The organism is Streptomyces bohaiensis (assembly GCF_012033785.1).
GTDB classification, from domain to species: Bacteria; Actinomycetota; Actinomycetes; order Streptomycetales; family Streptomycetaceae; genus Streptomyces; species Streptomyces bohaiensis.
On sequence record NZ_JAAVJC010000136.1, the window covers coordinates 1 to 12,844 of the forward strand.

Annotated in this window: 10 protein-coding genes and 1 pseudogene; 1 reads left to right on the forward strand and 10 read right to left on the reverse strand. The window is 69.5% G+C overall.

All coding sequences use genetic code 11. The features are described from left to right. The 10 genes from HCN52_RS15345 to rpsL all read right to left on the reverse strand — a co-directional run. Nucleotides 1-1,134: sensor histidine kinase (locus HCN52_RS15345; protein ID WP_168089010.1), on the reverse strand; the 1,134-nt coding region annotated here is incomplete at its 3' end. A 198-nt stretch (nucleotides 1,135-1,332) separates the two neighbouring features. Beyond that, on the reverse strand, nucleotides 1,333-2,733 hold the full coding sequence (locus HCN52_RS15350; RefSeq protein WP_168089011.1) for an ABC transporter substrate-binding protein: 1,401 nt from the start codon (nucleotides 2,731-2,733) through the stop codon (nucleotides 1,333-1,335). A gap of 178 nt (nucleotides 2,734-2,911) precedes the next feature. After that, nucleotides 2,912-3,730, reverse strand: a complete 819-nt coding sequence (locus HCN52_RS15355) for a carbohydrate ABC transporter permease (RefSeq protein WP_168089012.1) — start codon at nucleotides 3,728-3,730, stop codon at nucleotides 2,912-2,914. Then, the gene (locus HCN52_RS15360) at nucleotides 3,727-4,704 is read right to left on the reverse strand and encodes a carbohydrate ABC transporter permease (protein WP_312876714.1); all 978 of its coding nucleotides are present in this window, start codon (nucleotides 4,702-4,704) and stop codon (nucleotides 3,727-3,729) included. The genes HCN52_RS15355 and HCN52_RS15360 overlap by 4 nt, the downstream gene beginning before the upstream one ends. A gap of 283 nt (nucleotides 4,705-4,987) precedes the next feature. After that, entirely contained in the window at nucleotides 4,988-6,691 is a 1,704-nt protein-coding gene (locus tag HCN52_RS15365; protein WP_168089013.1) for a monocarboxylic acid transporter, read from the reverse strand. Next, nucleotides 6,688-7,053 (reverse strand): DUF485 domain-containing protein, encoded by a 366-nt coding sequence (locus HCN52_RS15370; protein WP_168089014.1) that lies wholly within the window; start codon nucleotides 7,051-7,053, stop codon nucleotides 6,688-6,690. Before HCN52_RS15370 ends, HCN52_RS15365 begins: the two co-directional genes overlap by 4 nt. Nucleotides 7,054-7,441: 388 nt before the next feature. Next, on the reverse strand, nucleotides 7,442-8,635 hold the full coding sequence (gene tuf, locus HCN52_RS15375) for an elongation factor Tu (RefSeq protein WP_167969338.1): 1,194 nt from the start codon (nucleotides 8,633-8,635) through the stop codon (nucleotides 7,442-7,444). A 233-nt stretch (nucleotides 8,636-8,868) separates the two neighbouring features. Then, the gene (gene fusA, locus HCN52_RS15380; RefSeq protein WP_168089015.1) at nucleotides 8,869-10,980 is read right to left on the reverse strand and encodes an elongation factor G; all 2,112 of its coding nucleotides are present in this window, start codon (nucleotides 10,978-10,980) and stop codon (nucleotides 8,869-8,871) included. Nucleotides 10,981-11,018: 38 nt separating this feature from the next. Next, on the reverse strand, nucleotides 11,019-11,489 hold the full coding sequence (gene rpsG, locus HCN52_RS15385) for a 30S ribosomal protein S7 (protein WP_167933005.1): 471 nt from the start codon (nucleotides 11,487-11,489) through the stop codon (nucleotides 11,019-11,021). Nucleotides 11,490-11,491: 2 nt separating this feature from the next. Then, a complete protein-coding gene (rpsL, locus tag HCN52_RS15390) occupies nucleotides 11,492-11,863 on the reverse strand; it encodes a 30S ribosomal protein S12 (RefSeq protein WP_103501105.1) in 372 nt (123 codons plus the stop codon). 303 nt (nucleotides 11,864-12,166) lie between these two features. On the opposite strand from rpsL, the pseudogene HCN52_RS15395 reads away from it, so the two are divergent. Further along, nucleotides 12,167-12,844: pseudogene (locus HCN52_RS15395) on the forward strand (hypothetical protein); the annotation flags it as partial.

Sequence of the window (12,844 nt, forward strand, 5' to 3'; positions counted from 1 at the left end):
GGCCGCCGCCGGTTCCGGCGGCTGCCCGCCGCGGGCGGTACGGCCGACGGGGTGGGCCCGGCTCGAGCGCGGCCCGCCGGCGGCCCGCACCCCGCGCATGAACCGGGGCACCCGGATGACGACCTTGGTGCCGAGTCCCGGTGCGGTCTCGATGACGAGCCCGTACTCGGGGCCGTAGACGGTGCGCAGCCGCCGGTCCACGTTGGCGAGGCCGACGCCTGCGCCGGGTTCCTCGGTGACGGGGCGCTGCCAGGCACCGGCGAGGACGGCCTGGGCCTGCTCGGGGTCCATGCCGACGCCGTCGTCCTCGATGACGATGACGCACAGCGGTCCCTCGCCGAAGCCGGAGACGGTCACGGTGCCGGGGCCGGGGCGGGGTTCGAGGCCGTGGCGGACGGCGTTCTCGACGATGGGCTGGACCACCAGGAACGGGAGCGCCACCGGCAGGATCTCCGGCGCCATGCGGACGGTGATCTCCATGCGGTCGTCGAACCGGGCGCGCTGGAGTTCCAGGTAGGTCTGGGTGGCCTGCAACTCCGCGGCGACGGTGGCGTAGTCGCCCTGGTGGGAGAAGCTGTAGCGCAGGTAGTCGGCGAAGTCGTTGAGCAGGGTCCGCGCCCGCGGCGGGTCGGCCTTGATGCGGGCGGCGATCACGGCGAGCGCGTTGTGCAGGAAGTGCGGCGATATCTGGGCGCGGAGCGTGCGCAGTTCGGCCTGGGCTATGCGGGCGCGGGCCCGGCGCAGCGCGGAGTGGTCGAGGCAGCGGGTGACGAGCCGTCCCGCGGCCTCCAGGTCGCTCTCGCCGGCGCCGGTGGCGGCGAGAGCTCCGGTGAGCTCGCCGTCCACCAGCAGGGGGACGGCAGTCCAGCCCGCGTGCCGGGCGGTGGCGCCGTGTTCGAAGGTGCGGGCGAGGACGGCGGACAGCTCGTCGGTGTCGGGGACGCGGCCGGAGATGGCCAGCGGCTGTTCGAGGTCGGCCAGAACGACGGTGTCGGCGTGCAGCAGCGACCGCAGGCGGCGGGTGGCGGCGGGCGTGCCGCGGCCGCGGAGTCCGTCGCCGAGGTGCTCGCCGATCTCGTGCACGGCGTCGAGCACCGCGGCGGTCTCCCCCACGGTGGATCTGCGTCGTCGCATCCGGAGCGGCATGGCCGGACCTTAGCCCAGGGGTGCCGCCCGCTGTAGTGTCCGCGCACGACGACACGACGACGCGGCGACACGACGGCCACCACGACACGACGGCCGGGCGGTCCGCGACGGCGGTGGGGCGGAGCGGCGGGCCGCGCGCGGTGGCGGCCCCGGCCGGGTGCCGGGGCCGCCACCGCGGGGAGCGGGTCAGCCGACGGAGTCGTTGTACTCGTCGATCTTGCGCTGCAGCGACTCCTTGGCGCGGGTCAGCGCGGCCTCGGCGCTGTCATTGGTGGTGAGGGCGGCCTCCCAGCCCTCCTCGGCGGCGACGCGGGCGTCGGACATGACGCCCATCATGCAGCCGGCGGTGTTGACGCTGGTCTCGGAGTCGGCCAGCTGCGCGGCGGCGACGGCGAACTGCGGGAACTCGGTCGCGCGCTCCTGGGCCTCCGGGCCGTCGTAGCCCTCGGTGTTGACGGCGAGGTAGCCGGTACCGGCGTGCCAGACGGACTGGGACTCGGCGGTGAGGAGGTGCTGCACGAACTCCCAGGAGCCGCGGACCTCCTCCTGGCTGTGGCCCTCGCCGTTGATCCAGAGCGAGGCGCCGCCGATGATCGAGCCGCCCGGGTCGTCGGAGGAGACCAGCGGGAAGTAACCGGCGCCGACCTCGAACTCGGACTGCTCCAGGAACCCGCCGAGCGAGCCGGTGGACTCCAGCGTCATGGCGGCGCGGCCGGAGGTGAAGGCGGCCTGGGCATCGTCGGTCGAGCGGCCGATCTGCACGGCGAGCCCGTCGTCGATCATCGACTGCCACCACTCGACGACCTCGACGATCTTGGGGTCGTTGAACAGCGCCTCCGCGGCGCGGCCCTCGCGACCGTTGCCGTTGTCGCAGTACGGGACGGCGGCGCGGGCCATGAACTGCTCGACGAACCAGCCGTAGACGGCGGCGCCGAAACCGTACTGCTCGACCTGGCCGTCGTCGCTGGTGATCGTCAGCGCCTCGGCGAACTCGCGGATCTCGGCCAGGTCCTTGGGCGGGTTGTCGGGGTCGAGGCCGGCCTCCTCGAACGCGTCCCGGTTGATGTACATCAGCGGGGTCGAGTTGTTGAACGGGAAGGACCGCAGGTCGCCGTCGACGGTGAAGTAGTTGAGGAGCGCGTCCTCCAGGGCCCCGGTGTCGTACTCGTCCTTGTCGACGAACGCCTGGGCCGGCACGGTCTGCCCGGAGTCGATCATGAACTGGGTGCCGAGGTCGTAGACCATGATCAGGTTGGCCGTGTCGCCCTGCTGGATGGCCGCGCGGTGCTGGGCGAGGGTCGTGTCGTAGTCGCCCTGGAAGGTGCCGGTGACCCGGACGCGGCCCTCGTTGGCGGCGTTGAACTCGTCGATGAGGCCGTTGAGGACCTGGCCGTTGGTGGAGTCCATGCTGTGCCAGAACTCGACCTCGACGGCCTGGTCCAGGTCGTCCAGGACCTCGGCGCCGGGGACGTCGGAGGCCGAGGCGCCGCCGCCTCCCCCGCCGTTGTCGTCGGTGGAGCAGGCGCTGAGGAGCAGGGCTATCGAGGCGCCTGCGGCGACAGCAGCGGTACGGCTGCGGAGCGTCATGGTGGCGTGTTCCGTTTCTCTTCGGTCGTGCCGTGGCGTCCCCGGGACGGTCGGCCCGGGGACGGGGGCGGGCGCGTGAGCGGACGCCCGCGCGGAGATGTGGTGTCGGGGGGCAGCGGCCGGCTGCGGAGCCGGTGGGCCGCGAGGGCGGGCCGCGGTGGCGGCGGCCCGCGCGGGGTCACTTCACGGCGCCCGCCGTCAGACCGCGGACGATGAAGCGCTGGCCGAACACGACCAGGGCGAGGGTCGGCAGGACCGACAGCGCCGCGCCGGCCAGCCAGAGACCGGGGTTGGCGGCCTCGGCGTTCTTGAGGCTGTTGAGGCCGATCTGGAGCGTCTGCATGTCGGTGGTCCGGGTCATGATCAGCGGCCAGAAGTACATGTTCCAGGAGCTGATGAAGACGTAGACGCCGACCGCGCTGAGCGCCGGTCTGCTGAGCGGCAGCAGGATGGTCCAGAGGAACCGCAGGTGCCCCATGCCGTCCACCCGCGCCGCGTCGCGCAGTTCGAGCGGGAACTGCTTGAAGCTCTGCCGCAGCAGGAAGGTGCCGAAGGCGTACGCGAGGAACGGCAGCACCAGCCCGAGGTAGCTGTTGTGCAGCCCCCAGCCGGAGAGCGTCAGGTAGTTGGGGATGAAGGTGGCCTCGCCCGGCACCATCAGGGTGGAGAGGAACAGCGCGAAGATGACGGCGCTGCCGCGGAAGCGCAGGAAGACGAAGGCGTAGGCGGCCAGCACCGAGGTCACCAGCTGCGCGACGGTGATGATGCCCGCCATGATCAGCGAGTTGCCGTACATCCGCATCAGCGGCACGGCGTCCAGCACCCGCTGGATGTTGTCCAGGTGGAAGCCGGTGGGGACGAGCTGCGGCGGGAACCGCGACAGCTCCCGCGGCTCCATGAAGGTGCCGGCGAAGACGTAGTAGACGGGGAAGAGCACCGGGACCAGCGCCAGGAGCAGCACCACGTAGACCAGCACGCGGCCGAGCGTGATCCTCATGAGTAGTGCACCTTCCGTTCGATGACGCCGAACTGGACCGCGGTGCAGATGAGCACCATCAGCAGCAGCACCAGCGCCTGCGCGCTGGCTCGGCCGAAGTCACTGGTGCCGTGGGCGAAGGCCAGCTGGTAGATGGAGTAGACCAGGGTGGTGGTGGACCCGACCGGCCCGCCCTGGGTGAGGATGTGGATCTGTCCGAACCCCTGCAGCGCGTTGATCGTCGATATGACGATCAGGAAGAACAGCTGCGGGCCGAGCAACGGCACGGTGATGTACCAGGCGCGCCGCACGCCGGACGCGCCGTCCAGCAGCGCCGCCTCGTTGACCTCACGGGGGATGGAGCCGACGCCGGCGGCGAGGATCAGCACGCCGTAGCCGAGGTTCATCCAGACGGTGGTGAGGCAGATGGAGATCAGCGCCATGTCGGTGCTGGTCAACCAGGCGACCTGGCCGAGGCCGAGTTGGTAGAGCAGGCCGTTGAGGACGCCGCTGGCGGGGTTGTAGAAGACCGCGAAGATGACGGACGCGCTCGCGACGGAGAACGCGAACGGCAGGGCGAAGGCGCTGCGGAAGAACCGCTGCGCGCGGACCTGGGACTCCAGCAGCAGCACCACGGCCAGGGCGCCGATCGCGCCGGGCACCACGACGCCGAGTGTGAACAGCGCGGTGACGACCAGGACTTTGCCGAAGTCCGCGGAGAACATCTCCTGGAAGTGGCTCAGTCCGACGAATCGGGAGGGGCGACCGATGATGTCGTTGCCGTGCATCGACAGGTAGACGGTGCGGCCGAGCGGATAGAGCAGGAAGAGCGTGAAGACGACGATCGACGGGGCGAGGAACCCCCAGGCGAGCAGAGTTTCGCGGCGGGGTCCGGGCGCGCGGTCCGCGCTCGGTGTTCGCCGCCGGCGGGCGGGCGGGGCCGGGTCGGCGGCGGCATCAGCGCCGGTCACGGCCTCGGTTGTTGATGTGGGCACGGCAGGCAGCATGTACAGCCAAGGTGAAGGCGTCAATCCCCTGAGGAGAATCGGGCGCCAACTCTGTTCACACCGCCGGTGTCCGACGAGGGCGTGGTCGCACCTCCGGGGGGCGAGCCCGCGCGCGGCCGGTCGCCCCGGGCCCGGGGAGGGGGACCCACGGGACGGCCGGCCGCCGCGGGGCCGTCGGCACGACGGTGAGCGGTACCGGTGCCGGCGGCCCGCCCCGGCCGGAGGTGGCCACGACCGGGGCGGAACGGGGCGCGGCCCGGCCCCGCCCGCCTCAGTGATTCGCGGCCCCCTCCGCCCCGGCGCCGGTGAGGGCGCGCACCTGGAGCTCGGCGAACCGGGCCGGGTCCGTCTCGCGCGACGCGAGCGTTCCCACCACGGCGCACAGCAGACCGATCGGCACGGACGCCAACGCGGGGTTCTCCAGCGGGAACCAGGCGAAGTCGACCCCCGCGGGGAAGAGCGACAGGCTGTTCCCGTCGGCGTCGGTCTTGCCGGAGACCACCGGGGAGAAGAAGACGAGCCCGACAGCCGCCAGCAGGCCGCCGTAGATCCCGGCCAGCGCGCCGGTGGTGTTGAACCGCTTCCAGAACAGACTCAGCAGGATCGTCGGCAGGTTGGCGGAGGCCGCGATGGCGAAGGCGAGTGCCACCAGGAACGCGACGTTGAGGTTCTGCGCGAAGACGGCCAGGACGATGGCGATCGTACCCACCCCGAAAGCCGCCATCTTGGCGACGCGGATCTCGTCCCGCTCGCTGGCCTGCCCACGGCGCAGCACGTTGTTGTAGAAGTCATGGGCGAGGGAGGAGGACGAGGCGATGGTGAGCCCGGCGACGGTGGACAGGATCGCCGCGAAGGCCACGGCGGCGATCAGGGCCAGCATCACCGCGGCGAGCAGGTCCCCTCCGAAGTGCGCGCCGACCTCCTCGGCCAGTTGGGGAGCGGCGGTGTTGCCCGCGGCGTTCTGTGCCGTGATGGCGTCCCGACCGACCATGGCCGCCGCGCCGAACCCCAGGACCAGCGTCATGAGGTAGAAGGTGCCGATCAGCCCGATGCCCCAGTTCACGGACTTGCGGGCCGTCTTGGCGTCCGGGACGGTGTAGAAGCGGATGAGGATGTGCGGCAGCCCGGCGGTGCCGAGCACGAGCGCGAGGCCGAGACTGATGAGGTCCAGCTTGTTGACCATCGTCTGCCAGGCGTCACCCGCGACTTCCCGGCCGTAGACCTGTCCTGGCTCCAGGAAGGCCGCGCCGACGCCACTCGCCTCGGCCGCGTCGTTCATCAGCGCCGCGAAGTTGAAGTTGTAGACCGCCAGCACCATGATCGTGAGCAGCGCGGCGCCGCCCATGAGCATGCCGGCCTTGATGATCTGGACCCAGGTGGTGCCGGTCATGCCCCCGAACGTCACGTAGACGATCATCAGGATTCCGACCACCACGATGCCCGCGATCTTCGCGGTGTCGGCGCTCATGCCCAGGTAGGTCTCACCGGGCTGGATACCGAGCAGCAGCGCGATCAGCGCGCCGGCACCGACCATCTGGGCGAGCAGGTAGAAGATCGACACCGTCAGGGTCGAGACGGAGGCCGCGGTCCTGACCGGCCGCTGGCGCATCCGGTACGACAGCACGTCCGCCATGGTGTAGCGACCCGAGTTGCGCAGCAGCTCCGCGACGAGCAGCAGCGCCACCAGCCAGGCGACGAGGAAGCCGATCGAGTAGAGGAAGCCGTCGTACCCGAACAGCGCGATCGTCCCCGCGATCCCGAGGAACGACGCGGCCGACATGTAGTCGGAGCCGATGGCGAAGCCGTTCTGGATACCGGAGAAGCCACGCCCGCCCGAGTGGAAGTCACTCGCCGAGTTGACGCGGCGGCTCGCCCACACGGTGATCAGCAGGGTGACCGCGATCATCACCGTGAAGAGGACGACGGTGATCAGACGGCCCTCCGAGGACACGTCCGCCTGAGCCAGCACGTTCATCGGGCCTCTCCGTTCTCGAGCTCCGTACGCAGGTCGTCGGCAAGCGGGTCGAGCCGTCGGTTGGCGTACCGCGCGTAGGCCACCGCGATGCCGAACGTCGAGACGAACTGCAGCAGCCCGAAGAGCAGCGCGAGGTTCAACGGTCCGACCAGTTGGGTGGACATCACGTCCCGGGCGAACGCGGACATGACGACGTAGAGCAGGTACCAGCAGAGAAAGGCGATGGTCGCGGGTACGACGAACCGCAGCAGTCGCGCACGCAGTTCCAGGAAGCGCGGGTCGGTGTGCATGACCACCGAGCGGGCCTTGAGATCCGGCTCCGGTGGCTCTCCTGCCTCGGTCGTCGTGGGCTGGGTGGTCATGACCGGCTCCTGTGTCGGGGACGTACGCCCGGGAAGGACCGGACGTGGTGACGCGTTCGCGCGAATGTAAGGAAGGTCACTCGCCCGTGTCAGTGGGCCTACCGGCTGAGTCGGCAAAAGCGGAGTACCCGCGCCGAACGGTCCCCGGCTGTGCGACGAACGGTCTACGAACGGTCGGTGAGCGGTCCCGCCGCTCGTCACGGCCCCCGCGCCACCGCTCCCCCGCCGCCCGACCGCCGGACCGCCGACCGCCCCGGCCGGGGCCACCCGCCCCGCCCCGCGCCGCACCGGCCGCCCGGCACGCGACAGGGCCCGGCCCCACCGCGGGATGCGGTGGGACCGGGCCCTGTCATGCCGATGTCGGCAGCCCCCGGAAGGGGGCGTCAGGTCACTTGAGGATCTTGGTGACCTGGCCGGCGCCCACGGTCCGGCCACCCTCACGGATGGCGAACTTCAGGCCCTCCTCCATGGCGACGGGCTGGATCAGCTCGACGCGCATCTCGGTGTTGTCGCCCGGCATGACCATCTCGGTGCCCTCGGGGAGGTGCACCACACCGGTCACGTCGGTGGTACGGAAGTAGAACTGCGGGCGGTAGTTGTTGAAGAACGGGGTGTGACGGCCACCCTCGTCCTTCGACAGGATGTACGCCTGCGCCTCGAACTCCGTGTGCGGGGTGACCGAGCCGGGCTTGATGATGACCTGGCCGCGCTCGACGTCCTCGCGCTTGATGCCGCGGAGCAGCAGACCGACGTTCTCACCGGCCTGACCCTCGTCCAGCAGCTTCCGGAACATCTCGATGCCCGTGACCGTGGTGGTGGTCTTGGTCTCCTTGATGCCGATGATGTCGACGGTCTCGTTGACCTTCAGGACACCACGCTCGATGCGGCCGGTGACGACCGTACCGCGACCGGTGATGGTGAAGACATCCTCGATCGGCATGAGGAAGGGCTTCTCGACGTCACGCTCGGGCTGCGGGATCGAGTCGTCGACGGCCTTCATCAGCTCGAGGACGGTCTTGCCCCACTCGGCGTCGCCCTCCAGCGCCTTCAGCGCGGAGACCTTGACGACCGGAACGTCGTCGCCCGGGAACTCGTACTCCGAGAGCAGCTCACGGACCTCGAGCTCGACGAGCTCCATGATCTCCTCGTCGTCCACCATGTCGGCCTTGTTCAGGGCGACAACGATGTACGGAACGCCGACCTGGCGGGCCAGGAGCACGTGCTCCTTGGTCTGCGGCATCGGGCCGTCGGTGGCGGCGACCACGAGGATGGCGCCGTCCATCTGGGCGGCACCGGTGATCATGTTCTTGATGTAGTCCGCGTGACCCGGGCAGTCGACGTGAGCGTAGTGACGCTGCTCCGTCTGGTACTCGACGTGCGCGATGGAGATGGTGATACCACGCTGACGCTCTTCGGGCGCCTTGTCGATCTGGTCGAAGGCCGAGGCCTCGTTCAGGTCCGGGTACGCGTCGTGCAGCACCTTGGTGATCGCCGCGGTAAGAGTGGTCTTACCGTGGTCGATGTGACCGATGGTGCCGATGTTGACGTGCGGCTTAGTCCGCTCGAACTTCGCCTTCGCCACGGGGGTCCTCCTGATGGACTGGTGCTGTACGCCCCGCCGCGGCTTGCGGCGAGGGCCAGGTGGTGTTACCGAATCGGCCAGGACCCCGAGGGGGATGCCCTTGGCCGTTTCGCTGGGGGGTGTGACTCCGGGGCGACCCCGGTCCGCCGTCCTCGCGGACGACCGACCGAGGCACTGCCCCGTATGCCGTTTTGCTCCAGCTTAGTGGGTGTCTGATCCGGGAGTTCCCCGGATTATTCGCCCTTGGCCTTCGCGATGATCTCCTCGGAGACGGCCTTGGGGACCTCGCCGTAGGAGTCGAACTGCATGCTGTAGCTGGCGCGACCGGAGGTCTTGCTGCGGAGGTCGCCGACGTAGCCGAACATCTCCGACAGCGGGACCAGGGCCTTGACGACCTTGTTGCCCGTGCGGTCCTCCATGGCCTGGATCTGACCACGCCGGGAGTTGATGTCGCCGATGACGTCGCCCATGTAGTCCTCGGGCGTGGTGACCTCAACGGCCATCAGCGGCTCGAGGATGGCCGGGCTGGCCTTCCGCGCGGCTTCCTTGAACACCATGGAACCGGCGATCTTGAAGGCCATCTCGGACGAGTCGACGTCGTGGAAGGCGCCGTCCAGCAGCGTCACCTTGACACCGGTCAGCGGGTAGCCGGCGAGCACGCCGAACTCCATCGCTTCCTGGCAACCCGCGTCCACCGAGGGGATGTACTCCTTGGGGATGCGGCCACCGGTGACCTTGTTCACGAACTCGTAGCCGTCACCCTCGAGAGGCTCGAGAGCGATCTGCACCTTCGCGAACTGGCCGGAACCACCGGTCTGCTTCTTGTGCGTGTAGTCGATCTTCTCGACCGACTTGCGCAGCGTCTCGCGGTAGGCCACCTGCGGCTTGCCGACGTTCGCCTCGACCCGGAACTCCCGCTTCATGCGGTCGACCAGCACGTCGAGGTGGAGCTCGCCCATCCCCTTGATGATGGTCTGGCCGGTCTCCTCGTTCGTCTGGACCTGGAAGGACGGGTCCTCCTCGGCCAGCCGCTGGATCGCGACGCCCAGCTTCTCCTGGTCGCCCTTGGACTTGGGCTCGATGGCGACCTCGATGACCGGGGCCGGGAACTCCATCGACTCCAGGATCACCGGGTGCGCCGAGTCGGAGAGGGTCTCACCGGTGGTGGTCTGCTTGAGACCCATGACGGCGACGATGTCGCCGGCACCCACCGAGCTGATCTCCTCACGCTTGTTGGCGTGCATCCGGTAGATCTTGCCGATCCGCTCCTTCTTGCCCTTCACCGAGTTCAGCACCTGGGTGCCGGTCTCGATGCGGCCGGAGTAGACGCGGATGAAGGTCAGACGACCGAGGTGCGGGTCGCTGGCGATCTTGAACGCCAGGGCCGACATCGGCTCGCTCTCCGACGGCTTGCGGGCGATGACCTCGTCCGCGTCCTTCGGGGACTGACCCTCGATGGCCTCGACGTCCAGCGGCGAGGGCAGGTAGCGGACCACGGAGTCGAGCAGGGGCTGCACGCCCTTGTTCTTGAACGCGGTACCGCAGAAGACGGGCGTGATGGTGACGTCGCCCTCGGCGAGGGTGATGCGGCGAATCGCCGCGCGCAGCTGGTCCTGGGTGGGCTCGGTGCCCTCCAGGAACAGCTCCATCATCTCCTCGTCGTTCTCGGCGACGGCCTCGACCAGCTTGGCGTGGTACTCGTCCGCCTGGTCCTGGAGCTCCGCGGGGATGTCGACGGTGTCGTACATCTCGCCGAGCTTGGTCTCCTCGGACCAGACCAGGGCCTTCATCTGGACGAGGTCGACCACGCCCTGGAAGCCGGCCTCGGCACCGATCGGCAGCTGCATGACCAGCGGCACGGCGTGCAGCCGCTCCACGATCATGTCGACGCAACGGAAGAAGTCCGCGCCCGTACGGTCCAGCTTGTTGACGAAGCAGATACGCGGCACGCCGTACCGGTCCGCCTGTCGCCAGACGGTCTCGGACTGCGGCTCGACGCCGGCCACACCGTCGAACACGGTGACAGCACCGTCGAGCACCCGCAGGGAGCGCTCCACCTCAACGGTGAAGTCGACGTGCCCCGGGGTGTCGATGATGTTGATCGTGTGATCGACATCGTCGAGCGGCCAGTGGCAGGTCGTCGCGGCGGACGTGATGGTGATGCCGCGCTCCTGCTCCTGCTCCATCCAGTCCATCGTGGCAGCGCCGTCGTGGACCTCACCGATCTTGTAGCTCACACCGGTGTAGTACAGGATCCGCTCGGTGGTGGTCGTCTTGCCCGCGTCGATGTGGGCCATGATCCCGATGTTGCGGACCTTGGCCAGGTCAAGTGAAGTAGTAGCCATAAGGCTTCGGTCTTCTCTCGGTCTCGATGGGGTAGCGACTACCAGCGGTAGTGCGCGAAGGCCTTGTTGGACTCGGCCATCTTGTGCGTGTCCTCACGCTTCTTGACGGCGGCGCCAAGACCGTTCGACGCGTCGAGCAGCTCGTTCATGAGGCGCTCGGTCATCGTCTTCTCGCGGCGGGCACGGGAGTAGCCCACCAGCCAGCGCAGCGCCAGCGTCGAGGAACGACCCGGGCGGACCTCCACCGGCACCTGGTAGGTGGCGCCACCGACACGGCGGGACCGGACCTCCAGGGTCGGCTTCACGTTCTCCAGGGCGCGCTTCAGCGTGACGACCGGGTCGTTGCCGGTCTTCTCGCGAAGGCCCTCCAGGGCGCCGTACACGATGCGCTCGGCGGTGGAGCGCTTGCCGTGCAGGAGCACCTTGTTGATCAGGGACGTCACCAGAGGAGAGCCGTAGACCGGGTCGATGTGGACCGGGCGCTTCGGGGCAGGGCCCTTACGAGGCATTCTTACTTCTCCTTCTTGGCGCCGTAGCGGCTGCGAGCCTGCTTGCGGTTCTTGACGCCCTGGGTGTCGAGCGAGCCGCGGATGATCTTGTAACGAACACCCGGCAGGTCCCTGACCCGACCGCCACGCACGAGCACGATGGAGTGCTCCTGGAGGTTGTGGCCCTCACCCGGAATGTAGGCCGTGACCTCGATGCCGCTGGTCAGACGCACACGTGCGACCTTCCGCAGCGCCGAGTTCGGCTTCTTCGGGGTGGTGGTGAAAACACGCGTGCAGACGCCGCGCCGCTGGGGCGAGCCGTCGAGCGCGAGAGTCTTGTTCTTCTCGGTCTTGTCCTGCCGGCCCTTTCGGACCAGCTGCTGGATCGTTGGCACAGTCTCTCCGGTTTCTGTGTGCCGTCTCGGTACCACTAACCTGGGCCACCGCCGACCCACGCGGTCGGGTGTGTCGAAGCTGTCCCCTCCGCCGCGACGGAACCCCGTCAGCGGTGGGGGTGCAGATATCGGGGTCCGACGACACCCGCGACGTTCACCTCGGTGAATCGGCAGGCGCGCAGGGGACACCCCAGGCACGAGGTCAGAGCCTACCCAGCACACCGCCCGCGGTCAAAAAAACAAGGCACGCGCAGCAGCCGTGTGGTGCTTCTCCCAAGGGGCACACGGCGGCAGAATGATCGCATGAACAGCGGAGGCCACAGCCCCGGCGACGCCGAGGGTGACACAGCGGGCGGCGGACCGGCATCGGGTGACCGCACCGCGGACGGAACGACCAACAGTACCGAAGCCGGGACCACGGGTGATCCCGGGGCCGACGCAGACATACCCAACGGCACCGACGGCGACACCTCCGCCGGTGCCCCGGCCCCATCCGATCGGCGTGAACCCCCGGACCAGCGCCCCGAGTCCGAGCCGGAGAGCGCCCCGGCGACGACGGTGACCGGCGAGGACACCACCTCCTCGGCAGCAACTGCCGCAGGTGCCGCGACCGGGGAGGCGACCCCGGAGCCGGATCCGGGACCAGGGCCGGGGGCGGGGCCGGAGCCGGGGCCGGATCCGGCGGCCGCCGCGGACCCCGAACCCACCGCTGCCCAACGGCCGGTGGCCGAGCCGCAGGGCCCGACCGACACGGAACCGGCGGCGGACGCTGCCGCGGCGGCGGACACGGCGGACGGCGCGGAGCCCGCCGACCGGCCGGAGGCCCCCGCCGCATCCGGCGCCGCCGACGCCGAACAAGGCGACACCGAACCGGGCGAGGCCGAGACGCCGGCCGCCGCGGCGAGGGTCATGATGTGGTTGAGCAGGACGGTGCCCACGCCGCGGGACATCACCCGGCAGGACATCAGCATCATGCGCAGG